Here is a 24427-nt window from a genome sequence, read left to right as displayed (position 1 = left end):
CGCGTTATGGCGTCACTCAAGGACCTCCGCAACCGCATCGCCTCCGTGAAGGCGACGCAGAAAATCACCAAGGCGATGCAGATGGTCGCCGCGGCGAAGCTGCGTCGCGCGCAGGAGGCGGCCGAAGCAGCGCGGCCCTATTCCGAGCGCATGGCCGTCGTGCTCGCCAACATCGCCAATGCGGTGTCCGGCACCGACGCCCCGCCGCTGATGACGGGAACGGGCAAGGACGACGTGCATCTGCTCGTCGTGTGCACGGCCGAACGCGGCCTGTGCGGCTCCTTCAATTCGCAGATCGCGCGTCTGGCACGCGAGCACACGCGCAAGCTCCTGAGTGCGGGCAAGACCGTCAAGATCATTTGCGTGGGCAAGAAGGGCTACGACATCCTTCGCCGCGACTACGCAAACTTGATCATCGAGCGCGTCGATCTGCGCGAAGCCAAGCAGATCGGCTTCGCCCATGCCGACGGCGTCGCCAGGAAGGTGATCTCGCTGTTCGACGCCGGCGAGTTCGACGTCTGCACGCTGTTTTATTCGCAGTTCAAGTCGGTGATCAGCCAGATCCCGACCGCGCAGCAGCTCATTCCGGCCAAACCCGCGGCGGAGCCCGCGGCTGGTGACGCCGTGTCGAATGGCGGCGGGGTCTACGAATACGAGCCGGATGCGGGAGAACTGCTCAGCGATCTCATCCCGCGCAACATCGCGGTGCAGGTCTTTTCAGCCCTGTTGGAGAACGCGGCCGGCGAGATGGGCGCCAAGATGAGCGCGATGGACAATGCCACGCGCAATGCCGGCGACATGATCAACAAGCTGACGATTACCTACAACCGTCAGCGTCAGGCGCAGATTACCAAGGAACTGATCGAGATCATTTCGGGCGCAGAAGCGCTCTAGGCGCGCGGCGCCGCCCGAATGCGGCGGCGTGGCGTCTCGAACATAAGGATCGAAGAGGCACAAGAAGATGGCGAAAGCAGCGACCCCCAAGAAGACGACGGCCGCATCCGCCTCCAAGGCTGCGGCGAAGCCTGCCGCGGCACGGAAGCCGGCGGCCAAGACCGCCAGCACCAAGGCGGCAGCCACCAAGAAGGCCGCCGGTGCCGCGACCGGCCGTATCCATCAGGTCATCGGCGCGGTTGTCGACGTTTCCTTCGACGGCGAGCTGCCGGCGATCCTCAACGCGCTGGAATCCGAGAACCAGGGCAACCGGCTCGTGCTCGAGGTGGCGCAGCATCTGGGTGAAAACACCGTGCGCTGCATCGCCATGGACTCCACCGAGGGTTTGGTGCGCGGGCAGGCGGTGCGCGACACCGGTATTCCGATCGCGGTTCCGGTGGGCGATGCCACGCTTGGTCGCATCATGAACGTGGTCGGCGAGGCGATCGACGAGGCCGGCCCGGTCAAGGGGGACGGTACGCGTGCCATCCACCAGCCTGCGCCCGCCTATATCGACCAGTCGACGGAAGCCGAGATCCTGATCACCGGCATCAAGGTCGTCGATCTGCTCGCACCTTACGCCAAGGGCGGCAAGATCGGCCTGTTCGGCGGCGCCGGCGTGGGCAAAACGGTTCTGATCCAGGAGCTGATCAACAACGTCGCCAAGGCGCATGGCGGCTATTCGGTGTTCGCCGGTGTCGGCGAGCGTACCCGCGAGGGCAACGACCTCTATCACGAGATGATCGAATCGGGCGTCAACAAGGACCCGCACAAGAACAATGGCTCGACCGAAGGCTCCAAATGCGCGCTGGTGTTCGGCCAGATGAACGAACCGCCCGGCGCGCGCGCGCGCGTCGGCCTGACCGGGCTGACGGTCGCCGAGCATTTCCGCGATCAGGGCCAGGACGTGCTGTTCTTCGTCGACAATATCTTTCGCTTCACCCAGGCGGGCTCGGAAGTGTCGGCGCTGCTCGGCCGCATCCCCTCGGCGGTGGGCTACCAGCCGACGCTCGCCACCGACATGGGCGCGCTGCAGGAGCGCATCACCACCACCCAGAAGGGCTCGATCACCTCGGTGCAGGCAATCTACGTGCCGGCCGACGATTTGACCGACCCGGCGCCCGCGGCCTCGTTCGCCCACCTCGACGCCACGACCGTTCTGTCGCGCGCGATCTCGGAAAAGGGCATCTACCCGGCCGTCGATCCGCTCGACTCCACCTCGCGCATGCTCGATCCGCGGATCGTCGGCGACGAGCATTACGGTGTGGCGCGGCAGGTGCAGGAGATCCTCCAGCGCTACAAGTCGCTGCAGGACATCATCGCCATTCTGGGCATGGACGAGCTCTCGGAAGAGGACAAGCTGACGGTTGCGCGCGCGCGCAAGATCGAGCGCTTCCTGTCGCAGCCGTTCTTTGTGGCCGAGGTGTTCACCGGCAAGTCGGGCAAGTTTGTCGACCTTGCGGATACGATCAAGAGCTTCAAGGGACTGTGCGAGGGTGAATACGATCACCTTCCCGAGGCGGCCTTCTACATGGTCGGCACGATCGAGGAAGCTGTCGAACAGGGCAAGAAACTCGCCGCGGAAGCGGCGTAGGAAAGGGAGTGGCGCGACGCGGGCGGAGGAAAAGGACGTGACCGGCCGATTGGCCGAACAGCGTCCCGCCGCCTACGGTTCGCCATGTGCTGGGTTTTATGGCTGAAGCATTTAAGTTTGAACTCGTCTCCCCCGAGCGGCTTCTGGTTTCGGAAGACGTCGAATCTGTCGTCGTTCCGGGCGCGGATGGTGAAATGACGGTAATGGCCAAGCATGCACCGGTCATGACCACCGTCCAGCCGGGTGTGGTGACGGTCAAGACAGCGGCCGGCAAGTCCGATCGCTATGTGGTTTTCGGCGGTTTCGCCGACATTCTGCCGGAAGCCTGCACCTTGCTGGCCGAATCGGCGACCCATGTCGACGACATCGACCGCGAGGCGCTCACTCGCCGCATCCAGGATGCGCGCGAGGACGTGTCCGATGCCAAGAACGAGGAAGTCCGCACAAGGGCCGAGGCCTATCTGGCCCAACTCACCACGCTGGAGCGTGCGATCCTGCCGGCATAAGGCGGCGAGAGTGCCGGGCACGCGCCATTGAGTCATATGAGACGGTCGTCGGTTCTTCCGACGGCCGTTTTGTTTTTGGTGCAAGGCGAAGATGAACGACGACAACGGTTCCGGTTCTCACCGGTCGCGGTGATGTCAGGAACCACCGCCCGCAATCGGCGCAGGTTCTCGACGGCGTTGGGCGGCCAGGGGGGCGGACCGGTTGCGCCGCGGCTGACCCATGACACACGACGCCCGCGAAATGCTGCTTGACCTTCCGGTTTCTGGAAGGTTGAGAACTGGCCTTGGAAAATCCAAGCTGGCCGGGAGTCATCACCATGAGCCAACACAAGAAGAAATCGCCAGGCACGAAACAAGCTGCGTGTTGTGGCGGGCAAGCACAGGCGTCCGGCGCGAATAAGGGGATCGTGCGCGATCCGGTTTGCGGCATGCTGGTCGAGCCGGCCGCCGACACGCCGACTATCGAGCACGATGGCCACGTCTATCATTTCTGTTCGCAACGCTGCCGCGACACGTTCGAAGGCGCGCCGGAAGATCACATCAGCGCGACCGATCCGGTCTGCGGCATGGATGTCGACCGTGCGCGGGCGGAGTACTTCCACCGGCACGACGGCAACGGGTACTATTTCTGCTCGGCTCGCTGTCTGGAAAAGTTCCAGGCCGCGCCGCAAACCTATCTCGACGGGCGCGCCGAACCCGCGCCGATGCCCAAGGGAACACTCTATACCTGTCCGATGCACCCCGAGATCGTGCGTGAAGGGCCGGGGTCGTGCCCGAAATGCGGCATGGCGCTCGAGCCGATGGGCGTGCCGACAGGCGAGGAAGGCCCCAATCCCGAACTGGTCGACTTCACCCGCCGGCTTTGGGTCAGCGGCGCGCTTTCGGTGCCGCTCTTGATCATCGCGATGGGGCCGATGGTCGGTCTGCCGGTTCGCGAGTGGCTCGGCAGCCGCCTCGCGGTGTGGACCGAGCTCGTTCTGGCGACGCCGGTCGTGCTGTGGGCGGCGGTACCGTTCTTCGTGCGCGGCTACCAGTCGATCGTCAACCGCAGCCCGAATATGTGGACCCTGATTTCGATCGGTGTCGGCACGGCCTATCTCTACAGCGTCGTTGCGACGCTGTTTCCCGACCTGTTTCCGCACCAGTTCCGCAGCCATGGTGGCGCGGTACCGGTCTATTTCGAGGCTGCTGCCGTCATCGTCGCGCTGATTTTCGTCGGCCAGGTGTTGGAACTGAGGGCGCGCGAGCGCACCGGCTCGGCCATTCGCGCCCTGCTTGATCTGGCGCCGAAGACGGCGCGTCGCATCGACGTCGACGGCAACGAAGAGGACGTGTCGCTGGAGGTCGTGGTCGAGGGCGACCGGTTGCGGGTCCGACCCGGTGACAGCGTCCCTGTCGATGGCTCCGTGTTGAAGGGGCGCTCGTCGATCGACGAATCGATGATCACCGGAGAGGCGGTGCCGGTCGAGAAGGTCGAGGGCGACCAGGTCACCGCCGGCACACTCAACCGCAGCGGCACACTGGTAATCGAGGCGCATAGGGTCGGAGCCGATACGGTGTTGTCGCGGATCGTGGAGATGGTCGCCAAGGCCCAGCGTTCGCGCGCGCCGATCCAGGGCCTGGCCGACCGCGTTTCCTTCTATTTCGTCCCTGCCGTGGTGCTGGTTGCGGCGGTGGCGTTCGTGGTGTGGGCCCTGTTCGGTCCGCCGCCCAGCATGGTCTATGCTATTCTCGCCGCCGTGTCGGTGCTGATCATCGCCTGTCCATGCGCTCTTGGGCTGGCCACACCGATGTCGATCATGACGGCGACCGGGCGCGGCGCGCAAGCCGGCGTGCTGATCAAGGATGCCGAGGCGCTGGAACGGTTCGCCGCCGTCGATACGCTGATCGTCGACAAGACCGGCACGCTGACCGAGGGGCGGCCGAAACTCACCGACGTGATCGCGGCCGACGGCTTCGACGAGGACGACATATTGCGTCTGGCCGCGAGCGTGGAAAAAGGCTCGGAGCATCCGCTCGCTGAGGCGATCGTTGAGGGCGCGCGCCGGCGCGAACTTTCGCTTGCCGATACCACCGATTTCGACGCCGTTACAGGTAAGGGCGTGCACGGTGCGGTAGACGGCCGCAAAGTGGCGCTCGGCAACCGGGCGATGATGGAGGATCTGGGAATCGGCACCGCGGCGCTCGAGGCCAGGGCCGACGACCTGCGCGCCGACGGCAAGACGGCGATGTTCGTTGCCGTGGACGAGCGTCTTGGCGGGATCGTGGCGGTTGCCGACCCGATCAAGGAGACCACACCCGCCGCGATCCGCGCCCTGCACGAAAGTGGCCTCACCGTGATCATGGCGACGGGCGACAATGAGCGAACGGCCAGTGCCGTCGCCAGGACATTGGGTATAGACGATATCCGTGCCGGCTTGCTGCCGGAGCAGAAACAGGCGCTGATCGAGGAGCTGCGCGCCGGTGGCGCCAAGGTCGCCATGGCCGGCGACGGCGTCAACGATGCGCCGGCGCTGGCCGCCGCCGACGTCGGTATCGCCATGGGCACCGGTGCCGATGTCGCGGTGGAGAGCGCCGGCATCACGCTGGTCAAGGGCGACCTCAATGGCATTGTGCGCGCCCGCAAGCTGGCCAGGGCGACAATCCGCAACATTCGCGAGAACCTGTTCTTCGCCTTCGTCTACAATGCGCTCGGTGTTCCGGTGGCCGCCGGCATCCTCTACCCGCTGCTAGGCATGTTGTTGTCGCCGATGATCGCGGCGGCGGCGATGAGCCTGTCATCGGTTTCCGTCATCGGCAACGCGCTGCGGTTGCGCAGTCTCGACTTGAAATAGGATGGGCGATGGGCCAGATTGATGAGGCTTCCTGTCTTGGGAAGGTTTGCGCTGTTAAACGGGAACTGACGGTATGAATATCGGCATCGCTTCCGAACGGTCCGGCCTGCCGGCCAAGACGATCCGCTATTACGAGGATATCGGGCTCTTGAAGCCGGATCGCGGCGACAATGGCTATCGCGATTATTCGACCTCCGATGTGCACCGGCTGCGCTTCGTTCAGCGCGCGCGGGGATTGGGCTTTTCCGTCGCGGAGTGCCGGCAATTGCTGTCGCTTTACGACGATACCGGCCGCGAGAGCGCCGACGTCAAGACGATTGCGAGCGCGAAACTGGTCGAGATCGACCGCAAGATTGCCGAACTCAAAGGGTTGCGCGACGTGCTCAGCCATCTGGTGGCGCATTGCCACGGCGATCACCGGCCGGATTGCCCGATCATCGACGAACTGGCTGGAGCGCAAACGGCGTCATGACGGGCACGGTCGCGCGCGTCGTCGCACCTTCTCGCCTGGCGGCCGGGACACGACGCGTCGACGGGGTGCGGACGTGCGTGATGGGGTGGACCCTGTGAGCACCGCCCGCGAACAGGGGCCCGCCGGCGTGTGCGTGGTGACGGCTGGCGGGCCCTATCCCTGGATCATCGTCAATGCGCTCGCACGGCGATTCGGAGCGATCGACGTCATCGAGGAGGATGGCGAGCCACAGCTCGCCTTCCTGCGCCGTCGGGCGCGGAAGACCGGCTGGATTTCGCTCGCCGGCCAGTTTTGCACGATGGTTTTGATCCGGCTCGGCAAACGCCTGTCGGCGCGTCAGATCGCCGGCCTCGTGGCAGCGGAGAAGCTCGAAACCGAGCCCGGTCCCGAACAAAGGATCGTAGGCGTCGCGTCGGTCAACAGCGATCACTTCGTGCAGGAAATCGACCGGCTGAAGCCGCGCGTCGTGCTTCTGGCCGGTTGCCGCATCGTCAGACCGTCGGTTCTGGCACGGCTGTCCTGTCCGGTGCTCAACTATCACGCCGGCATCACCCCGGCCTATCGGGGCATGAATGGCGGCTATTGGGCGCTGGCTGCGGGCGATCGGGAGAATTTCGGCGCCACCGTGCATCTGATCGATGCCGGCGTCGACACCGGGATGATCGTGCGCCAGGTGCGCGGCTCGCCCCAACCTGGCGACACGATCATGACCTATGCGCACCGGCTGGCGGCGCTATCGCGCGCGATGTGCGTGGAGGCGGTGGATGATGCGCTTGAAGGCAGGCTAGCGCCGCGCGCGCCCGAGGGCCCGTCGCGGCAATGGTATCATCCCACCATCTGGTTCTATCTGTGGACGGGACTGACACGCGGCGTGTGGTAGCCGACCCTGGCCCGCCAAGGGCTGTGCGCGGCCGCGACCACCTTCAGGCGACGAGATGGCGGAAGGCGGCGATCACCGCGTCGTAGACGCCGCGCTTGAACGGCACGACCAGGCCGGGCAGGTCGTCGAGCGATTTCCAGGCCCAGGCGTCGAATTCCGGCTCGTGTCCGCCGGGCGGCGGGTTGATGCGGATTTCGCTGTCGGGGCCGTTGAAACGGAAGGCGAACCATTTTTGCGTCTGGCCGCGATATTTGCCCTTCAGCGCGACGCCGACGAGATGGTCGGGCAGGTCGTAGTCGATCCAGTCCGGCGCTTCGGCAAGCAGGCTGACCGTTTCCATGCCGGTCTCCTCGAACAGTTCGCGACGCGCGGCCACAAGCGGCTCCTCGCCCTTGTCGATCCCGCCTTGCGGCATCTGCCAGAGCTTGTCGGAACCGGTCATCTCGCCGTCGGGAACTTGGATGCGCCGGCCCACCCATGCATGGCCGTCCCGGTTCAACACGACGATGCCGACACAGCGCCGGTAGGGCAGCGTGGCATCGCGCGCCGCGGTCTTCTGCTTTGCCATTCTGCGGTGTTACCTTTTTTCCGGATCGGCGGCGAGTGCGGAGACTGGTACGATCTCGATGCCGCGTTTCTTGGCCTCCGCCACCCATGACGAGACGGTTTCGACCGTGACGTCGAAGGCCGAGCCGGTGCCGAGCGCGAAGCCGCGGGCGCGGGCGATGCGCTCCAGTTCGTCGAGCTTTTCCAGGATGGCGGCCCGGTCGCGGCGCTGGTCGATCGTCGTATCGCCCTCGGCATAGGGAACCCGGCTCTTGGCGGCCAGTTCTCCGGCGAGGCTGCGCGCGGACGAGCCGTCGTCGAGATAAAGCAGCCCGCGGGCGCCGAGATCGCGCATGACCGGGGCGAAGGCGGCTTCCTCGGCGGTGAAACGCGCGCCCATATAATTCATCACGCCGACATAGTTCGTCGTGCGACCCAGCACCTTGTGAAGGGTGTCAATATTCTGTTCGCTGGACGCCTCGGTCGTCAGCGTGTCGCGGCCGGGATTGACGCGCGGGTAATCGAATGGCTCGAGCGGCAATTGCATCAAGATTTCGTGCCCCTCGCGGCGCGCGGCCTGCATCCAACGGCCGATCGAGTTGCCCTGTGGCGCGAAGGCGAGGGTGACCTCGGGCGGCAGCCTGGCGATGGCCGTCTGCGTGCCGGTCTGCGACAGGGCCATGCCGCCGATCACGATCGCCACGCGCGCGCCGCGCGCGCCCGACCAGGGGCGGGCATAGACGTCGAACGGCCGGCGCCCGTCATCGGCCCGAACCGGCAGCGGGCCATGCTCGGACTGTTCCAGGAGAGCCCGATCGGGAAGATGCGCGACCCGCAGGTCCTGGCCGATGGCCGAAGGGTCGCGGATCACGATCACGTTGGATCCGGAGGTGTCCGGTCTTTCGGGAACGCGCACGATGGAGGGCGTCGGCGCGTCCGTTTCGTCCGCGACGGCCTCTTTGGCGGGCTGCTGGGGTGCGGGTAGTTCGGTTTCGATCGACACGACCTCGGCCGGGGGCTGACGCCATGGATCTGGCAGCAAGGCCACCCACAGCCCGGCACCCGCGACGATGCAGGTGGCCGCAGCGCCGGCGATCCGAGCCGAGCCGGGCGCGGGCCACAACCGGCGAGCCGGGCGCGCGCCGTGCTGACCGAGGGGACGTTCGATCTGCTTGTCGAGCGGCAAGCGCGAGGCCTTTCAGGCAGGAATGATCCGGAGTGGTCGGGGTAGGGACAGCGCGGCGCCGGACGGTCGAACCGCCGGCGCCGGACGCTTATTGATTGAGGACCGCCTGGTCCGGATTGGGCGGGAACGCCGGATCGGTCTTGTTGCCGCGCAAAAGGTCGAGCGCGAAGCCGAGCTGGACATCGTCCTTGGCTTCCGGCGGCACATAGGCGGCCGAGCCCGACCCTTCCTCGCTTTCCTCGTCACCCTTGATGTGGCCACGCAGGTCCGATTCGCCGCGCGTGACGTCGCGCCCGAGCAATTCGTCCGGCAGCGGTTGCTCGACACGGATGTCGGGGGTGATGCCCTTGCCCTGGATCGATTTTCCCGCCGGCGTGTAATAGAGCGCGGTGGTCAGGCGCAGGGCGCCGTTCTCGGCCAGCGGAATGATGGTCTGCACCGACCCCTTGCCGAACGAACGCGTGCCGAGCACGGTTGCGCGGCGATGGTCCTGAAGGGCGCCGGCGACGATCTCCGAGGCACTCGCCGAGCCGCCATTGACCATCACGATCAACGGCTTGCCGCCAGTCAGGTCGCCGGCACGCGCGTCGAAGCGGATAACGTCCTTGGGATCGCGACCGCGGGTGGAGACGATCTCGCCGCGATCGAGGAACGCGTCCGAAACGCTCACCGCCTGATCGAGCAGGCCACCGGGATTGAGCCGCAGGTCGAGCACGAAGCCCTTCAACTTGTCGGCCGGAACCTCGCTTTCAATGTCGGTGATGGCCGCTTGCAGGTCGTCAAAGGTCTTTTCGGTGAAGGAGGCGATCTTCACATAACCGACATCGCCCTCGACGCGATATTTGACCGCCTTGACCTTGATGACGGCGCGCACGATCGTGATCTTGATCGGCTCGACCGCGCCGTCGCGCAGGATCGTCAACTCGATCGGCGTGTTGACGGCGCCGCGCATGCGTTCGACCGCGTCCGACAGGTTCAAGCCACGCACGTCCTCGCCGTCGATCTCGGCGATCAGGTCGCCGGCAAGAACGCCGGCGCGGGCGGCTGGCGTGTCATCGATCGGCGTGATCACCTTGACCAGTTCGTTTTCCATCGTGACCTCGATGCCGAGGCCGCCGAACTCGCCCTTGGTCTGCACCCGCATGTCCTTGGCGGCATCCGGATTGAGATAGGATGAATGCGGATCGAGCGAAGTGAGCATGCCATTGATGGCGCTCTCAACGAGATTCTTGTCCTCGGGCGGGGTCACGTATTGCGCGCGCACGCGCTCGAAGATGTCGCCAAAGACCGCGAGATGGCGATAGGTTTCCGAACTGGCGGCGATCGCGGAAGAGCCTGCGGGGCCGTAAACGACGCTCATCGCGGAGGCGCCCATCAGGGCGCCGGCAAGAAGAAGCGACAACTTACGAATCATCTTTCGTCCTTCCAGAATCCCGGTCCGCCCACCATGGGCCCGGGTCGACGGGTTTGCCATCCTTGCGGAACTCCACATAAAGTTCCGGACTATTATTCGCACTTCCCAGCGTCACCGCGCTGGCGATCCTCGCTTCGCCCATGGCGCCGACCGGTTCTCCCGACAGTACCGTCTGGCCCAAAGATACGTTCGTCGTCGCCAAACCCGCCAACACGACATGATAACCGTCGCCGACATCGAGGATCAAGAGTTGGCCGTAAGAACGAAACGGGCCCGCGTACAAAATACTGCCATCGGCAGGTGCTGTGACGATAGAGCCGGATTGTGTTTGAAGCGTGTCGCCAGCCATGTGCCCGCCCAGTCCGTCGCCCTCTCCAAACCGTCGCAGGAAAGTGCCCGATACCGGCAGCGCGACCGTTCCTTCAAGGCTTTCAAAGGGTAGGCCCGTGACCAGCCGGTTGGCCTCGGGCACCGGACGACCCGCGGCTTCCGCCTCGCGGCGCTTGCGCTCCTCCTCGGCCAGCCGGGCCGCGCGTGCCGCTTTCTGGACGCCGGTGATCTCGGCCTCGATCGAGGCGATCAATTCTTTGAGACTGCCCGCCTTGGCGGCCAGCGCGACCGCCTTCTTGCGCTCTTCCTCCAGGGTTGATTCGCCTTCCCGCAAGAGCCGGCTCTTTTCCTCCAGCAGGAGCGCCAGCCGTTTTTTTTCCGCCGCCTGGTCCTGCACGGTGGCAAACAGACGCTCGCGTTCGTCTGCGATCGCGCGACGCAACGCGGCCAGTTCCTTGAGGTCACCGAGGAGGATATCGGTCTCGGCCCTGAGTTCGGGCACGACCGCGCCAAGTATGATCGCGCTGCGTACCGATGACAGCGCATCTTCGGGCCTGACCAGGATGGCCGGCGGCGGGTTGAGTCCCATGCGCTGGAGCGCCCCCAAAACCTCCGCGAGAACGCCGCGGCGGGCATGAAGCGAGGCTTTCAACACGCCTTCCTGCTGTTTCAGCGCCTCCAGTCGTGCCTCGATGGCGACGATGTCATTGGAAAGCTTCTTTTCGGTCTTCGCCGCCTGGATCAGCGCGGTGGTGATCGCGGCGCTGTCCTTGCGCATTGCCGCGACCTCGCCCGTCAGCGATCCGAGGCGTTCCTCGGACAACGACATCTGGCGCAGGATCGTTTGATATTCGGAGGCGGTATCGGTTCGCTTTTCCTCGAGCGTGGCCGTATCCTGGGCGAATAGCGGGGCCGGAAACAAAACCGCCAGGGCAAGAGCGGTGAGCAGGGCCGGCGCGCGCGCCCCATTCCTGTCCCTGCGGTTTTTCGTCATGACTTCGCCCTGATCCTACCGGCGCCTCGCGGGTTCCGACCCTAGAAACGGCGGGTTAAGGAAGCATCAACCATACCGCATCGCATCGTGGATGCGCGCAAGGTTGGCCGGTATTTGTCTGAAATTGTGGCGCCGGGCAGAAAACGATCGTCAGACGCGATGATAAGGGTGTCCGGCCAGGATGGTCGCGCAGCGATAAAGCTGCTCGGCGATCATGACGCGCGCCAACTGATGTGGCCATGTGAGCTTGCCCATGCACAGCACGAGGCCGGCGGTGCCGCGCAGCGCATCGTCATGACCGTCGGGACCGCCGAGCGCGACCACGAGCCTGCGGCAGCCATCGTCGCGGGTCTTCGCGATCCAGCGCGCCAGGTCTTCCGATCCCTGCGACTTGCCCCGTTCGTCGAGAAGCAGCAATACCGAACCGGGCTCGAGCAGCGCGCTGAGCCGCGCGGCTTCCTCGCGCTTGCGCTCGGTCGGGCCGGTTGCCCGGCTTTCGACGGTCTCGGCGAGCCCAGCCCACTCCAGGCCGACCGGAGGGCCGATCTTGGCGAAGCGGCCGAAAAAACGGTCGGCAAGCTCCGCTTCGGGGCCGGCCTTCATCCGGCCCACGGCATGAACGGCAATCCGCATCGCCTTTGGTTCAGTGAACCGTTTCGTCCTCGAGATCGGGAGCCTGCCACATCTTTTCGATGTTGTAGAACTCGCGGACCTCGGGTCGGAAGACATGGACGATGATGTCGCCGGCGTCGATCAGAACCCAATCGGAACTCGCGAGGCCTTCGACCCGGGCATTGCCCAGTCCGGCCTCCTTGAGCGCCTTGATCAGATGTTCCGACACCGCACCGACATGACGGTTAGACCGGCCCGAGGCGATCACCATGTGGTCGCCCAGGCTCGATTTCCCCTGGATGTCGATGGAGACGATGTTTTCCGCCTTAGAATCTTCCAGAGATTCAAGGACGATTTTCAAGGCCTGAGATTCACCCTGTCGGGTCATTCCGGCCGGCGAAGGCATGATCTCAGCCTTCTTGCCCAGTGCTGTTCTCAGTGTCTTTCCTTTCACGACAAGAACAACTCAGCCACGCGCGATTCACGTGACATGCGAAAGATAGGCATGGACCCTTAACACTTTCAAGACTGGCCGGTCGGCTCGTTCGTTTCCCCGGAGACGGTTTCGTCGGACGCATAGGCGAATTCGGCCGCCGGCGGCGCCTGCGCCGACAGGGGCGCGAAGTCTCCGCTTTCGGCCGCAGGCACGGCTTCGGCCTGGGTCAGGCGCCAGATCACGAAGACGCAGAACATGGCGGCGATCGCGATCGCGATGGTGATGAAGGCTCCGGTTCCGACGAAGGCGGTCAGCGCCGTGGCGATGCCCGGAATGACGAAACCGGAGAGCGACCATGTGAACAGCATGGTGCTCGACAAGAGCACCAGATCGTCCTTTTCCGCGCGATCATTGGCATGCGCGGAGGAAATCGAATAGATCGATTCGGTCGCGCCGCTCCACACCATGTAGACCAGGATCATCCAGGCAAGCTCCGACCTGTCCGCACCGGTCGCCAGCGCGCCGGCGCCGATTACGATCACGGAGGCGGCGACGAGCACATAGCGCCGATCCGTGCGGTCGGACATCCAGCCGAGCGGCAATTGCACCAGCATTGTGCCGAGCGGCATGGCCAGCAACAGCAGGGCGACCTGATCCTTGGAGAATCCGATCGCGGTGGCGTGGATGGGGGCGAAGCCGGCGACCATCATCGAAAGGCCGCCCACCGCGAGCATGCCGGCCAGCCCGACCGGCGATATCTGCCAGGCGCGCCTCAGCGCGATCGAGGCGATCGGTGGCGGCGGCGGCGTGCGCAGCCGGGTCAGGCCGACGGGGATGATCGACAGGGCGCCGAAGGCGATCGCCACCACCGGCGCGGCGTTGCTCATGATGTCGATGAAGGTCAGCAGGTAGGAGCCGGCACCCAGTCCGACGATGTAGCTGACGTAGAAGATGGCGATCACGCGGCCGCGAACATGGTTTTCGACAACGTCGTTGAGCCAGCTCTGGGCGACGATGAAGAGCCCCGATATGGCAAAACCGTAAAGCGCGCGGGCAGGAATCCACAAAGCCGGGTCGACCTTCACGCTGACCGCGACGCTCGACAGGATGATTAGGGCGGAAAAGATCATGTAGGCGCGGGCGTGGCCGACGCGATTGACCATGCGCCCGGTCAGGAAGCAACCGGCCATGCCGCCGGCCGACAGGCCGGTCAGGATCAGACCAGCCCAGGTGGGCGGAAATCCTTCAGCGGCGAGCCGAACCGGCACGAAGGCGAACATCAGCCCGTTGCCGACCGCAACAAGTGCCGTCGACAGGATCACACTGGCGATCGCGATCGCCGGCGCGGACTGCGCCGGATCGGCCGGGGACACGCTGGTTGCGGCGGTGCTCGAAGCGAGGCTCATCCCGCCGATGATGTCCCTTTCGCGCCCGACGGAACACGACGAAAACGGCACGATCTGTCTTGAACTGGACGGGCGACGGCCGTGGGTCGCGCGTATACACCGAAGGCGAAGCCGGCTCGGCTTGTCCGGGACGAAGCGCGGTCTTTTTTTGCGCCCGGGATCGGCGCTAACCCGCGTTGCGGATCGCGGTGGAGGACAGCGAGGAGCGCGGCCCGTGGATGAACGTCCAGGCCGGGGCCGGCGTGCGGGCGAGCAGCGAGGCTTCGTCCTCGTCGATCCGAGCGCGGTTGAAGGCCTTGGCGGTCACCGAAGACAGGAAGGACAGCGTTGCGCCGGGCCTGTCGATGACGGCGATCGGCATGATCGCCATGATGTCGCGCCACCGCTGCCAGCGATGGAAGCCCGCTAGGCTGTCGGCACCCATGATCCAGACGAAATCGACGCCGGGATTGCGGCGCACCGCCAGCTCCAGCGTGTCGGCTGTGTAGCGGATGCGGTGCGCGGCCTCGAAGGCGGTCACCTTGACGCGCGGGTCCGGCGTGATCGCCTCGGATTGCTCGAGCCGCTGCGACAGCGGCGCGAGCTGGGTCGCGTCCTTGAGGGGATTGCCCGGCGTGACCAGCCACCAGAGCTGGTCGAGGCGTAGCCGCCGCAGCGAGATCTCGGCGACCAGGGCGTGGCCGGCATGCGGTGGGTTGAACGAGCCGCCGAAAATACCAACCGCCATGCCGCGCTCGACATGGGGCATGCGCAGGTAGGGCGCGGGGATGCCCGCGAGGCGCTGGCTGGCGCCGTTCAAGGCCGGATCTGGCCGGAACCGCGGACGCGGTACTTGAACGACGTCAGCTGTTCGACGCCGACCGGGCCGCGCGCATGCATCTTGCCGGTCGCGATGCCGATCTCCGCGCCCATGCCGAACTCGCCGCCATCGGCAAACTGGGTCGAGGCGTTGTGGAGCAGGATCGCAGAATCGATCTCGTTGAAGAAGCGCTCGACCACGACCGGGTCCTCCGCCACGATCGCCTCGGTGTGATGCGAGGAAAGGGTCTCGATATGGTCGATCGCGCCCTGAATGCCCTCGACCAGCTTCACCGAGATGATGGCGTCGAGATATTCGGTCGTCCAGTCGTCGTCGCTCGCCGGCGTTGCGGCGGGATAGTAGCCGCGCACCGCGCTATCGGCGCGGATTTCGCAGCCCGCCCCGGCGAGCGCGGTCAGGACCGGCACGAGATGGCTGTCGGCCGCGGCGCGATCGACGAGCAAGGTCTCCGTGGCGCCGCATATCCCGGTGCGGCGCATCTTGGCGTTAACGGCGATCTCGCGCGCCATGTCCGGATCGGCCGAGACGTCGATATAGAGATGGCACAAGCCCTCCAGATGGGCGAAGACCGGTACCTTGGCTTCCTCCTGCACCCGGCCGACCAGGCTCTTGCCGCCGCGTGGCACGATGACGTCGATCGCGCCGCTGAGTCCCTTCAGCATCGCGCCGACGGCGGCGCGGTCGGTGACCGGAACGAGCTGGATCGCGGTTTCGGGCAGGCCGGCGACTTTCAACCCCGCCGCCAGGCAGGCGTGGATCGCGGCCGAGGAATTGGCGGAGTCCGAGCCGCCGCGCAGGATCACGGCGTTGCCGGCCTTCAGGCACAGCGCTCCGGCGTCGGCGGTGACGTTGGGGCGGCTTTCGAAAATCACCCCGATCACGCCAAGCGGGGTGCGCACGCGCTCGATTTCGAGCCCGTTGGGGCGCGTCCACGCAGCAATGACGTCGCCCACCGGATCCGCCAGGGCGGCGATGGCGCGCACGCCCGCGGCGATGGCGCGAATACGCTCGGACGACAAAGCGAGGCGATCCATAGAGGCGACCGAGAGACCGTTTTCGGTGCCGCTGGCGACGTCGACGGCGTTGGCGGCCAGGATCTTGCGCTCGCTGGCCACGATCGCGTCGGCCATGGCGTGGAGGGCGACGTTCTTGACCCTCTCCGGGGCGGTCGCCAGCGGTCGCGCCGCCGCGCGGGCGGCACGGCCCATCTCGTTCATGAGAGCGACGACGTCGATCCGGGTCTCGTCATTCGTCTTGAGCATAGTCTCAACTCCCAGCACTCAGCCGCTGGCCTCTCTCCTGGCCGAGGAGGGCGGCGGCGCCACCACAAGGTCGTCGCGGTGGATCATGGCGGCGCGCGCCTCGTAGCCCAGGACGCGGGCGATGTCGGCGCTTTTCAGCCCTGCAATCCTTACGGCATCGGCGGCGTCATAGGCAACCAGGCCGCGTGCGACTTCGCTGCCGTCGGGCGCGAGCACGGCCACGGTGTCGCCGCGCGCGAAACCGCCTTCGACCGTGCGCACGCCGGCCGGCAGCAGCGACTTGCCGGAACGCAGCGCTCCGACCGCGCCGTCGTCGACCACTACCCTGCCGGCCGGTTCGAGCTGGCCGGCGATCCAGGTCTTGTAGCCGCGCACCGGCGTCCGGCTCGGCGCGAAGAAGGTCGACGGCTCGCCCCGGTCGATCGCCGACAGCGGCGACAATTTCGTGCCGGAGGCGATGATCATGGCAGTGCCGGCCCGCGTGGCGATCTTGCCGGCGTCGAGCTTGGTGCGCATGCCGCCGCGCGAGAGTTCCGAGGCTGCCTCGCCGGCCATCGCCTCGATCTCCGGCGTGATCGCGTTCACCACGGGCACGAAACGGGCGGCTGGATCGCACGCGGGCGGGGCGGTGTAAAGACCGTCAATGTCCGACAGCAGAACAAGGAGGTCCGATTGCATCATCGTCGCCACGCGAGCGGCCAGCCGGTCGTTGTCGCCATAGCGGATTTCAGTGGTGGCGACGGTGTCGTTTTCGTTGATGACCGGCACGGCCTTGAGCTTGAACAGGGTCGAGATGGTGGCGCGGGCGTTGAGATAACGGCGGCGTTCCTCGGTGTCGCCAAGTGTCACCAAAACCTGTCCCGACACGAGCCCCAGGCGATCGAGTTCCTCCGACCAGGCGCCGGCGAGCGCGATCTGGCCGACGGCGGCGGCGGCCTGGCTTTCCTCCAGCTTGAGCGCCCGGCGGCCTAGGCCGAGCAGGTTGCGGCCGAGCGCGATGGCGCCGGAGGAGACGACGCAGATTTCCGCCCCGGCGGCCGAGAGGCCGGCTACGTCCGCGCACAGCGAGGCGAGCCAGTCGCGCTTGAGCCCACGCTCGCGGTCTACGAGCAGGGCGGAGCCGACCTTGACCGTTATGCGGCGGTAGGCGGAAAGCGGTTGCCGGGCCATCATCGTTCCGTGCGCTGCCAGCGCGGATCGGGCGTCTCGTCGGTCTGCGCGTCGGCCGCGCGAGTTTCCTCGACCACGGCCATCAGCGCGCGCAGGGTCTGCTCGACGCCTTCGCGCGTGGCCGACGACAAGAGCAGCGGCGTATGCCCGGCGGCCGCCTCGAGGGCGGCGACCTTCTCGGCGCGTTCGTCCGCGTCGAGCGTGTCGACCTGCGCCAGCGCGACGATCTCGGGTTTTTCGCCGAGGCCGTGGCCGTAGGCCTCGAGCTCGCCGCGCACGGTGCGGTAGGCGGCGGCAGGGTCGTCCTCGCGCGCGGACACCAGATGCAGGATGACCCGGGTGCGTTCGACATGGCCGAGGAAGCGGTCGCCAATCCCCGCGCCCTGATGCGCGCCCTCGATCAGGCCGGGGATGTCGGCGATGACGAATTCGCGTGCGTCGACCCGCGCCACGCCGAGGCCCGGGTGGAGCGTGGTGAAGGGGTAGTCGGCGATCTTCGGCTTGGCCGCGGTAACGGTCGACAGGAAGGTCGACTTGCCGGCATTGGGCAGGCCGACCAGTCCGGCATCGGCGATCAGCTTCAGCCGCAGCCAGATCGTCCTTTCCTGGCCTTCGAGGCCGGGATTGGCGCGGCGCGGCGCCTGGTTGGTTGAACTCTTGAAATGGGTGTTGCCGAAACCGCCATTGCCGCCGGCGGCAAGCCTCACGCGCTGGCCGACCTCGGTCAGGTCGCAGATCAGGGTCTCGTTATCGTCTTCGAACACCTGGGTGCCGACCGGCACCTTCAACACGGCGTCCGCGCCCTTGCCGCCGGTGCGGTTGCGGCCCATGCCGTGCATGCCGGTCTTGGCCTTGAAATGCTGCTGGTAGCGATAGTCGATCAGCGTGTTCAGCCCGTCGACCGCCTCGACCCACACATCGCCGCCGCGGCCGCCGTCGCCGCCGTCGGGTCCGCCGAATTCGAGATATTTCTCGCGCCGGAAGGAAACCGATCCGGCACCGCCGTCGCCCGAACGGATATAGACCTTGGCCTGGTCGAGAAATTTCATCGGATTGACAACTTGCCGTTCTATCTGCTTGAGCCGCTACGTTCGCGCATGCGGGCGCGAGAGCGATATCGGAAATGAGGGTTTACCGCAATCTCCGTGCGGTAGACCGCTGGGCAGGGGCGGGCTCGAGACCATGCAATGCGTCACCTACAATATCCAGTACGGCATCGGCCTTGATGGCCGCTACGATCTTTCCCGCATCGCCGATGCCGTGCGCGGCGCCGATCTGATCGCGCTGCAGGAAGTCTCGCGCAACAATCCCGACAATGCCGGCCGCGACATGGTGGCCGAACTGGCAGAGCTTCTGCCCGACTATTTTTCCGTCTTCGGCGCGCCCTTTCAGGGCGATATGGGGTCTGCCGTGGAGAACGGGCGCGCGGTCACCCGCATGTTCGAGTTTGGCAATATGGTGTTGTCGAAAACGCCGATCCTGTCCTCGCGCAACCTTTTGTTGCCGCGCCAGCGCAGTTTCGACCGGCTCAATTTGCAGCGTGGCGCGTTGGAGGCGATGGTCGTAACGCCGTTTGGGCCGCTGCGTTTCTATTCGGTCCATCTCGACCATACCAGTCCGGCCGAACGCATCGACCAGATCGGCTATCTGGTCGACAAGGCGCTCGCCTACGGCATCGAAGGCGGGGCGTTGACCGGCACGTCCGAACGCGGCTTTCCGGAGCCGCCGCATCCCGAAGCGTTCGTGCTGATGGGCGATTTCAACCTTGTGCCCGGCTCGCCCGAATATATCGCCATGACCGGCCATCCCGACGTCGAGTTCGGGGTGACGCGGCGCAGCCGCCTGCCGGTCGACGCCGCGGTGCTGGTCGACCCCGACCATGCCGGGCGCGTGACCTGGCTCGACCCGAAACGGCTCGACGATAAGAACGCGCGGCGCTGCCTCGACTATTGTTTCGTCTATGCCGGTCTCGCCGCCAGGGTGAAGCGCTGCTTCGTCGACACCCAGGCGGTCGGCTCCGACCATCGCCCGGTCTGGATGGAGTTGGGGTGAGGCGGTTCACCGCCCGTCGCCAGGACGGGCGGCACTCGGCGTCGGCTTAGAGCCGGTCTGCTTTTCACGGAATCGCAGACCAGCTCTAACTTATTGTCTTAACGCGTTTCCGAACGGAGAACCGGCTTCCACTTCGCCTGGAAACGCTCTAGCTCTGCGCCCAGGTGCGCAGGCTCACCCAGGTCTTGCGGTCGAGCCGGTAGCGTTCCACCGGAACCTGCCCTGCCGAGAGCGAGTTCAGCATGCCCTGGCCGGCATACTGGAAGCCGCATTTGTGGATTACGCGGCGCGACCCGTCATTGATGACGCGGCAAGAGGCGTGCAGCGTGTCGATCGCGGTCGCGCGGAAGGCGAGGTCCACCAGCGCGTGCGCGGCCTCGGTGGCGTAGCCGCGGCCCCAATAGGGCTCGCCGATCCAATAGCCGATCTCCAGCCCGCGCGGCGTGACGTTCAGTCCCGCGCAGCCGATGAAGGCGCCGTTTTCGGAATTGGTGATGGCGTAGGTGCAGCCGGGACCGCAATTATGGGCGGTGGCGATGAAGGCCTTGGCTTCCATCTCGCCATAAGGGTGCGGCATGCGCCCGAGCATCTCGGCGATGCGGCGATTGTCGGCGAGTTCCATCAGTTCCGGCAAGTCGTCGCGGTGCGGCGGACGCAGCACCAGCCTGCCGGTCACCAGCACCGGGCAATCGATCCGCAGACTTTCGTCTTCGACGTCTTCCTTTTCGGCAACCATGTTTTGTCCTCCGGCAATGAAAAAGGGGAGATGGCGCCCCATCTCCCCTGATCCTATCGCTGGACTGTCCAGACACCGGTTCCCGAGAGGGGCGCCGGTGTCTTGAAGCGGACCCGGCTATTCCGCAGCTTCCATAATCGGATTCACCGATACGTAGGTTCGGCCATTGGCTTTCTTGCGGAAGGACACCGCACCGGCCTCGAGCGCAAACAGAGTATGGTCCTTGCCCATGCCCACACGCTCGCCCGGATGCCACTTGGTGCCGCGCTGACGCACGATGATGTTGCCGGAGACAACTTTCTCGCCGCCGAATTTCTTCACGCCAAGGCGCTTGGATTCCGAATCGCGACCGTTACGCGACGAACCGCCAGCTTTCTTGTGTGCCATCTTCTGCTCCTTCGCGCCGCAGGGGCGCCTTCAACCTTATGGACGCATTCGCGCCGCTTTTCAAACCTTCGGCCCGGGTCAGCCCTTGGCCAGTTCCTTGGCCTGGTCGCGCCAGTCCTTGATCTGGTCGGCGCTGAACGGCATCGCTTCGTCGATGCGCGCCACGTCCTTGTCGGACAGCGCGGCGATCTGGGCGAAGGTGGTGATGCCCTGCTCGTGCAGCTGGCCGGCCGCGACCGGGCCGATGCCCTTGATCGTGGTCAGCTCGTCCTTGTCACCGGCGGGAGCGGTGAAAAGCGGGGCGGCCGCTACCTCGGTCTTGGCTTCGGTCTTTTTCGGAGCCGCATCCTTCTTGGCGGCGGGCTTGTCCTCGGCCTTCTTCGGCGCGGCGTCCTTCTTGGCCGCCGGTTTCTTCGACGGCTTGGCGCCCCCGGTCAGGATCTCGGAGATGCGCACCGTTGTCAGAAGCTGCCGGTGGCCGCGCGTGCGGCGCGAGTTCTGACGGCGGCGCTTCTTGAAGGCGATCACCTTCTTGCCACGGCCCTGCTCGACCACTTCCGCCGCCACCGAGGCACCGTCGATGAAGGGTGCGCCCAATGTGACGTCCTCGCCCTCGCCGACGACAAGCACGTGCGGGAATTCGACGATGTCGCCGGCTTCGCCTGCGACCTTTTCGACCTTCAGGAGGTCGTCCGCGGCAACGCGATACTGCTTGCCACCGGTTTTGATGACTGCGAACATTTCTTGCCTTTCGCTGTTCGGACCGGCTCGTTGAGCGGATACGTTCCGCCCGGCCGTCTTCTTTTCAGTCTGTTTCGGGTTCAAATGACAAACGGCGCGGAGAGTTTCCACGCCGGAAGCCACGCGTCGTTACCGGAACGGGTGTTTCAAGTCAAGCTAGCGCTGTGTTTTTCGGCGCAACGGGCCTTGTTTCGGTCGGCGACCTTCGCTATCTGTGCGCCGCGCCGGCAACGGCTGACCATGATCCGCGGAGAGGTGGCAGAGTGGTCGAATGCACCGCACTCGAAATGCGGCATACTCGCAAGGGTATCGGGGGTTCGAATCCCCCCCTCTCCGCCACCGACCCCAGTCTCTTTTCTTCTTTCAATTAGCGTCCCGAATTCACACGCCTTTTCCGTCGGTTGTGCCGGCAGGGCGCTAGCGGAGAGGCACCGATTTCAGCCGATTGGCCCTGATCTGGCGGCGCGTCTCTGAGCGGGCGTTTGGGCGGTTCGGTTTTGCGGATTTTGCCAAGAACAGGGAATTTACAGGGAATTTGTTCGCTTTCGAGCGGACTTGGGCCGAATCCGCCCTGGAACCGGCTGTCGTATCAGGAGGTTACGGTCGATTTCCCTGCTTGGACCGAACAGGGAATTGGCAATGCGCGATCAGGGAATTCCACCGTTCGTAACAGGGAACGTGTTCTTGCCGAACAGGCAATTGGCGTCCGGAACCAAAGCCGAAGTGATCAAGCCTTGAAGTCGAACGTTCTGGCCTGCTCGGACCAGTCGAGGGGCAAGCCGGTCCGGACGATCTTCTCCAGTGTCAGCGTTGCGGGCTGGGTCCCGTCCATGATGGCCTGCTGGATGGCGGGCGACAGGAAGGCCAGCCGCAACCGAGTCCGGATGAAGGCCTGCGTGCAGTGTTGCGTGCGGGCGATGTGCGACAGGGTCTGACCGGCGTGCAGGGCATCGAGCCAGCGATGGGCATGGGCAAGAGCCTTGGTCAGGACCGGGTCCGGTTCGGGGTGCCAGTCGCCGGCAACGATACGGGTCTCGATGCCGCGCCGCTTGCGGTGGAACGAGGTGGTGAGGGTCAGGAGACCGGGTTCGAGCGCATCGGGTGTTGTGTCCAGATCGGCGGCAAGGGCTGCTCTATCCAGATCGACGGTCAGGGAGCCGGGGACAATGACGGCCCTTTCGACCAGTGCAGCTGTTGCTGAAGGATCGGCGCGCACCCTGTCGATGATCGCCATCATCTTCGCGGCGCTTGTTCCAATTGCGGCCACGTCCGATGACTGGACGATGCGATGGCGCGCTGCCGCTCGTTCCAGATGATCGGTGATCATCCTGACCAGCATTGCATCCACCTGGGCTGCCGGCAGGCGCCAGCCGGTGCCATGCTCGCAGGGTCCATCGCGCAGCAGGCGGCGTGAGACATAGTAGCTGATGCGCCTTTCGCCCTTTCTAGCATGGGTCGGGGTCAGCCGGTCGCCGGTCTCGTCATGGAGTTTGCCGAGGAACAGAGTGGATGCGACGTCGGCTTGATCGCCGTTCTTTCGCGGTCGTCCTCGCGGGCGCCGGCTGGCCTCCTGCAGAAGTGTCTGGACTGCGTCCCACAGGTCTTTCGTGATGATCGCCTCGTGTAGGCCGGGGTGGATCTGGTCCTTGTGGCGGATATGGCCGACATAGACCGGGTTGGTCAGGATCTTGTGGATTTGCCCGCGCGAGAGGGTTGTTCCACCCGATCTGCGGCCATTGGCAAAGCGCCTGACCTTTGATCGGATGCCGGCGGTCTGTGCCGCGATCTCCACCTGCCGCAGGCAGCCATGGTGCCGGTAAAGGTCGAACAACGATCGCACATCGTCGGCCTCGGCTGGATTGATCACCAGCGTGCGGGCCCTGGGGTCGGGGTGGGGATCATAGCCAAGCGGTGGCATCCCACCCATCCACAGGCCCTTCTTCTTGGAGGCGGCGATCTTGTCGCGAATGCGTTCAGCTGTGACCTCGCGTTCGAACTGGGCAAAGGACAACAGCACGTTCAGCGTCAGCCGGCCCATAGAGGTCGCCGTATTGAAGGCCTGGGTGACCGAGACGAACGAACAGCCCGAACGATCAAAGCGCTCGACCAGCCGGGCGAAGTCGGCGAGCGACCGTGTCAGCCGGTCGATCTTGTAGACCACCACCATGCGCACCTTGCCTGCATCGATGTCGGCCAGAAGCCGTTGCAGCGCCGGCCGGTTGAGTGTCCCGCCCGACAGGCCGCCATCATCGTAGCGGGCAGCAACGGGCTTCCATCCCTCCTGCTTCTGGCTGGCGATGAAGGCGGCGCATGCCTCATGCTGCGCATCGAGCGCGTTGAAGCCCTGATGAAGGCCCTCATCGGAGGATTTGCGGGTGTAGATCGCGCAGGGGATGATGGGACGGGCGCTCATCGCGTCTTCTCACCAGCTGTCAGCCCGAAGAAGCGCGGGCCGGACCAGCGTGCCCCGGTGATGGCACGGGCAATCGCCGACAGCGACCGATAGGTCACCCCGTTCCAGACATGGCCATCGGCGGTCACATCGACCCGATGGGCGACCCCGTTCCATTCCCGGACCAGTCTGGCACCGGGCTTCAGGCCCAGGGCAGGCTTGCCGCGTGCCGTGCCATCCTGATCGCCGGCGCATTGCTCGATTTTCTTCCGCAACGACCGGCTCAGACCGCCCTGTGTCTTCGCCTGCATCTCGAAGGCAAGCACGTGCCGCATCAGTGGCTTGGACAGATGAGGCGGTGGTGCACCGCCCACAATCGCCTGCCACCGTGCGACCAGTTGTGTCCGATCGAGCCCTTCGAGCGTATCGACCGGGCTCACGCGCCTGATCCGGCGTCAGCGTCGATACGGTAGACCGCCTTGCCGTCCTTGCCCGCCTTGCGCGCGATCGGATGACCCGCCTTGCGCAGCCGGCTCAGCGCGGCCCTGACCGTATGGGGCTGCCAGCCCGTCAGGGTGCACAGATCGGCGATGCTGGCACCCCTGGCGCTGTTCAGCCGCTTGATCATCCGATCGCCCTTGCCGGGTGTTTGCCCCGCGTTGCCGGTGGCCGGTGCTGCCGCGGTTGATCGGATGGCCGCCTTGCCTGCCTTGCTCATGGTGTT

General features: G+C 65.5%; 24 protein-coding genes and 1 tRNA gene. 8 read left to right on the top strand and 17 right to left on the bottom strand.

Translation table 11 applies throughout. From position 1 onward, the window contains the following. Positions 1-6 precede the first annotated feature (6 nt). The 6 genes from GN330_RS03470 to GN330_RS03445 all read left to right on the top strand — a co-directional run bounded on the left by GN330_RS03470 (position 7) and on the right by GN330_RS03445 (position 7219). Positions 7-894: a F0F1 ATP synthase subunit gamma gene (locus GN330_RS03470; protein ID WP_156711259.1), complete on the top strand. Its 888-nt coding sequence runs from the start codon at positions 7-9 to the stop codon at positions 892-894. Between the two features lie 67 nt (positions 895-961). Further along, positions 962-2527: a F0F1 ATP synthase subunit beta gene (gene atpD, locus GN330_RS03465; protein ID WP_156711258.1), complete on the top strand. Its 1566-nt coding sequence runs from the start codon at positions 962-964 to the stop codon at positions 2525-2527. 98 nt (positions 2528-2625) lie between these two features. Continuing rightward, on the top strand, positions 2626-3033 hold the full coding sequence (locus GN330_RS03460) for a F0F1 ATP synthase subunit epsilon (protein ID WP_156711257.1): 408 nt from the start codon (positions 2626-2628) through the stop codon (positions 3031-3033). 317 nt (positions 3034-3350) lie between these two features. Further along, the gene (locus tag GN330_RS03455) at positions 3351-5867 is read left to right on the top strand and encodes a heavy metal translocating P-type ATPase (protein WP_156711256.1); all 2517 of its coding nucleotides are present in this window, start codon (positions 3351-3353) and stop codon (positions 5865-5867) included. Between the two features lie 73 nt (positions 5868-5940). Further along, positions 5941-6339: a Cu(I)-responsive transcriptional regulator gene (gene cueR / locus GN330_RS03450; RefSeq protein ID WP_156711255.1), complete on the top strand. Its 399-nt coding sequence runs from the start codon at positions 5941-5943 to the stop codon at positions 6337-6339. A gap of 94 nt (positions 6340-6433) precedes the next feature. Beyond that, positions 6434-7219 carry a formyl transferase gene (locus GN330_RS03445; RefSeq protein WP_343040224.1) on the top strand — a complete coding sequence of 262 codons (786 nt, stop codon included), beginning with the start codon at positions 6434-6436 and terminating at the stop codon, positions 7217-7219. A gap of 43 nt (positions 7220-7262) precedes the next feature. Here GN330_RS03445 and GN330_RS03440 read toward each other — a convergent pair whose 3' ends face one another. From GN330_RS03440 to obgE, 11 genes are all read right to left on the bottom strand, one after another. Further along, positions 7263-7787, bottom strand: coding sequence for an RNA pyrophosphohydrolase (locus tag GN330_RS03440; protein WP_156711254.1), 525 nt, complete (start codon positions 7785-7787; stop codon positions 7263-7265). Positions 7788-7796: 9 nt separating this feature from the next. Next, positions 7797-8951 (bottom strand): divergent polysaccharide deacetylase family protein, encoded by a 1155-nt coding sequence (locus tag GN330_RS03435; protein ID WP_156711253.1) that lies wholly within the window; start codon positions 8949-8951, stop codon positions 7797-7799. 88 nt (positions 8952-9039) lie between these two features. Next, complete coding sequence (locus GN330_RS03430; RefSeq protein ID WP_156711252.1) at positions 9040-10365, bottom strand: S41 family peptidase; 1326 nt, start codon at positions 10363-10365, stop codon at positions 9040-9042. Then, positions 10355-11689 (bottom strand): murein hydrolase activator EnvC family protein, encoded by a 1335-nt coding sequence (locus GN330_RS03425; protein ID WP_156711251.1) that lies wholly within the window; start codon positions 11687-11689, stop codon positions 10355-10357. The genes GN330_RS03430 and GN330_RS03425 overlap by 11 nt, the downstream gene beginning before the upstream one ends. A gap of 150 nt (positions 11690-11839) precedes the next feature. Continuing rightward, positions 11840-12322, bottom strand: a complete 483-nt coding sequence (rlmH, locus tag GN330_RS03420) for a 23S rRNA (pseudouridine(1915)-N(3))-methyltransferase RlmH (protein WP_156711250.1) — start codon at positions 12320-12322, stop codon at positions 11840-11842. 10 nt (positions 12323-12332) lie between these two features. Then, complete coding sequence (gene rsfS, locus GN330_RS03415; RefSeq protein WP_156711249.1) at positions 12333-12707, bottom strand: ribosome silencing factor; 375 nt, start codon at positions 12705-12707, stop codon at positions 12333-12335. 116 nt (positions 12708-12823) lie between these two features. Further along, positions 12824-14143 carry an MFS transporter gene (locus tag GN330_RS03410; protein ID WP_156711248.1) on the bottom strand — a complete coding sequence of 440 codons (1320 nt, stop codon included), beginning with the start codon at positions 14141-14143 and terminating at the stop codon, positions 12824-12826. Positions 14144-14309: 166 nt separating this feature from the next. Beyond that, positions 14310-14891: a nicotinate-nucleotide adenylyltransferase gene (locus GN330_RS03405; RefSeq protein WP_156711926.1), complete on the bottom strand. Its 582-nt coding sequence runs from the start codon at positions 14889-14891 to the stop codon at positions 14310-14312. A gap of 47 nt (positions 14892-14938) precedes the next feature. Beyond that, entirely contained in the window at positions 14939-16225 is a 1287-nt protein-coding gene (locus tag GN330_RS03400) for a glutamate-5-semialdehyde dehydrogenase (RefSeq protein ID WP_156711247.1), read from the bottom strand. An 18-nt stretch (positions 16226-16243) separates the two neighbouring features. Further along, a complete protein-coding gene (gene proB / locus GN330_RS03395; RefSeq protein ID WP_156711246.1) occupies positions 16244-17395 on the bottom strand; it encodes a glutamate 5-kinase in 1152 nt (383 codons plus the stop codon). Beyond that, positions 17395-18444 (bottom strand): GTPase ObgE, encoded by a 1050-nt coding sequence (gene obgE / locus GN330_RS03390; protein WP_156711245.1) that lies wholly within the window; start codon positions 18442-18444, stop codon positions 17395-17397. The genes proB and obgE overlap by 1 nt, the downstream gene beginning before the upstream one ends. 133 nt (positions 18445-18577) lie before the next feature. On the opposite strand from obgE, the gene GN330_RS03385 reads away from it, so the two are divergent. Further along, entirely contained in the window at positions 18578-19447 is an 870-nt protein-coding gene (locus tag GN330_RS03385) for an endonuclease/exonuclease/phosphatase family protein (protein WP_156711244.1), read from the top strand. Between the two features lie 148 nt (positions 19448-19595). Here the strand turns inward: GN330_RS03385 and GN330_RS03380 are convergent, their stop codons facing one another. The 3 genes from GN330_RS03380 to GN330_RS03370 form a co-directional block, all read right to left on the bottom strand. After that, positions 19596-20183 (bottom strand): GNAT family N-acetyltransferase, encoded by a 588-nt coding sequence (locus GN330_RS03380; protein WP_156711243.1) that lies wholly within the window; start codon positions 20181-20183, stop codon positions 19596-19598. Between the two features lie 117 nt (positions 20184-20300). Then, positions 20301-20570 carry a 50S ribosomal protein L27 gene (rpmA, locus tag GN330_RS03375; RefSeq protein WP_156711242.1) on the bottom strand — a complete coding sequence of 90 codons (270 nt, stop codon included), beginning with the start codon at positions 20568-20570 and terminating at the stop codon, positions 20301-20303. A gap of 78 nt (positions 20571-20648) precedes the next feature. After that, complete coding sequence (locus tag GN330_RS03370; protein ID WP_156711241.1) at positions 20649-21311, bottom strand: 50S ribosomal protein L21; 663 nt, start codon at positions 21309-21311, stop codon at positions 20649-20651. 249 nt (positions 21312-21560) lie between these two features. Here GN330_RS03370 and GN330_RS03365 point away from each other — a divergent pair. Then, positions 21561-21650: transfer RNA gene (locus tag GN330_RS03365), tRNA-Ser, on the top strand. A 388-nt stretch (positions 21651-22038) separates the two neighbouring features. Here the strand turns inward: GN330_RS03365 and GN330_RS03360 are convergent. Genes GN330_RS03360 through GN330_RS03350 form a run of 3 tightly spaced genes read right to left on the bottom strand, consistent with a single transcriptional unit; the run spans position 22039 to position 24421 of the window. Further along, the gene (locus GN330_RS03360) at positions 22039-23724 is read right to left on the bottom strand and encodes a recombinase family protein (RefSeq protein WP_156711240.1); all 1686 of its coding nucleotides are present in this window, start codon (positions 23722-23724) and stop codon (positions 22039-22041) included. After that, positions 23721-24143: a DUF2924 domain-containing protein gene (locus GN330_RS03355; protein ID WP_197435019.1), complete on the bottom strand. Its 423-nt coding sequence runs from the start codon at positions 24141-24143 to the stop codon at positions 23721-23723. Before GN330_RS03355 ends, GN330_RS03360 begins: the two co-directional genes overlap by 4 nt. Then, on the bottom strand, positions 24140-24421 hold the full coding sequence (locus GN330_RS03350; protein ID WP_156711239.1) for a DUF3489 domain-containing protein: 282 nt from the start codon (positions 24419-24421) through the stop codon (positions 24140-24142). Before GN330_RS03350 ends, GN330_RS03355 begins: the two co-directional genes overlap by 4 nt. Between the last annotated feature and the right edge of the window lie 6 nt (positions 24422-24427).

The sequence above is a fragment of the Nitratireductor arenosus genome (genome assembly GCF_009742725.1).
Lineage (GTDB): Bacteria > Pseudomonadota > Alphaproteobacteria > Rhizobiales > Rhizobiaceae > Mangrovimarina > Mangrovimarina arenosa.
This window is presented reverse-complemented; position numbering and strand designations above follow the sequence as displayed.

Excerpts from the sequence above, each read along its gene's own strand:
- GN330_RS03470 (WP_156711259.1), top strand. The coding sequence starts at position 7 with ATGGCGTCACTCAAGGACCTCCGCAACCGCATCGCCTCCGTGAAGGCG.
- atpD (WP_156711258.1), top strand. The coding sequence starts at position 962 with ATGGCGAAAGCAGCGACCCCCAAGAAGACGACGGCCGCATCCGCCTCC.
- GN330_RS03460 (WP_156711257.1), top strand. The coding sequence starts at position 2,626 with ATGGCTGAAGCATTTAAGTTTGAACTCGTCTCCCCCGAGCGGCTTCTG.
- GN330_RS03455 (WP_156711256.1), top strand. The coding sequence starts at position 3,351 with ATGAGCCAACACAAGAAGAAATCGCCAGGCACGAAACAAGCTGCGTGT.
- cueR (WP_156711255.1), top strand. The coding sequence starts at position 5,941 with ATGAATATCGGCATCGCTTCCGAACGGTCCGGCCTGCCGGCCAAGACG.
- GN330_RS03440 (WP_156711254.1), bottom strand. The coding sequence starts at position 7,787 with ATGGCAAAGCAGAAGACCGCGGCGCGCGATGCCACGCTGCCCTACCGG.
- GN330_RS03430 (WP_156711252.1), bottom strand. The coding sequence starts at position 10,365 with ATGATTCGTAAGTTGTCGCTTCTTCTTGCCGGCGCCCTGATGGGCGCC.
- GN330_RS03425 (WP_156711251.1), bottom strand. The coding sequence starts at position 11,689 with ATGACGAAAAACCGCAGGGACAGGAATGGGGCGCGCGCGCCGGCCCTG.
- rlmH (WP_156711250.1), bottom strand. The coding sequence starts at position 12,322 with ATGCGGATTGCCGTTCATGCCGTGGGCCGGATGAAGGCCGGCCCCGAA.
- rsfS (WP_156711249.1), bottom strand. The coding sequence starts at position 12,707 with ATGCCTTCGCCGGCCGGAATGACCCGACAGGGTGAATCTCAGGCCTTG.
- GN330_RS03410 (WP_156711248.1), bottom strand. The coding sequence starts at position 14,143 with ATGAGCCTCGCTTCGAGCACCGCCGCAACCAGCGTGTCCCCGGCCGAT.
- GN330_RS03405 (WP_156711926.1), bottom strand. The coding sequence starts at position 14,891 with ATGCCCCATGTCGAGCGCGGCATGGCGGTTGGTATTTTCGGCGGCTCG.
- GN330_RS03400 (WP_156711247.1), bottom strand. The coding sequence starts at position 16,225 with ATGCTCAAGACGAATGACGAGACCCGGATCGACGTCGTCGCTCTCATG.
- proB (WP_156711246.1), bottom strand. The coding sequence starts at position 17,395 with ATGGCCCGGCAACCGCTTTCCGCCTACCGCCGCATAACGGTCAAGGTC.
- obgE (WP_156711245.1), bottom strand. The coding sequence starts at position 18,444 with ATGAAATTTCTCGACCAGGCCAAGGTCTATATCCGTTCGGGCGACGGC.
- GN330_RS03385 (WP_156711244.1), top strand. The coding sequence starts at position 18,578 with ATGCAATGCGTCACCTACAATATCCAGTACGGCATCGGCCTTGATGGC.
- GN330_RS03380 (WP_156711243.1), bottom strand. The coding sequence starts at position 20,183 with ATGGTTGCCGAAAAGGAAGACGTCGAAGACGAAAGTCTGCGGATCGAT.
- rpmA (WP_156711242.1), bottom strand. The coding sequence starts at position 20,570 with ATGGCACACAAGAAAGCTGGCGGTTCGTCGCGTAACGGTCGCGATTCG.
- GN330_RS03370 (WP_156711241.1), bottom strand. The coding sequence starts at position 21,311 with ATGTTCGCAGTCATCAAAACCGGTGGCAAGCAGTATCGCGTTGCCGCG.
- GN330_RS03360 (WP_156711240.1), bottom strand. The coding sequence starts at position 23,724 with ATGAGCGCCCGTCCCATCATCCCCTGCGCGATCTACACCCGCAAATCC.
- GN330_RS03350 (WP_156711239.1), bottom strand. The coding sequence starts at position 24,421 with ATGAGCAAGGCAGGCAAGGCGGCCATCCGATCAACCGCGGCAGCACCG.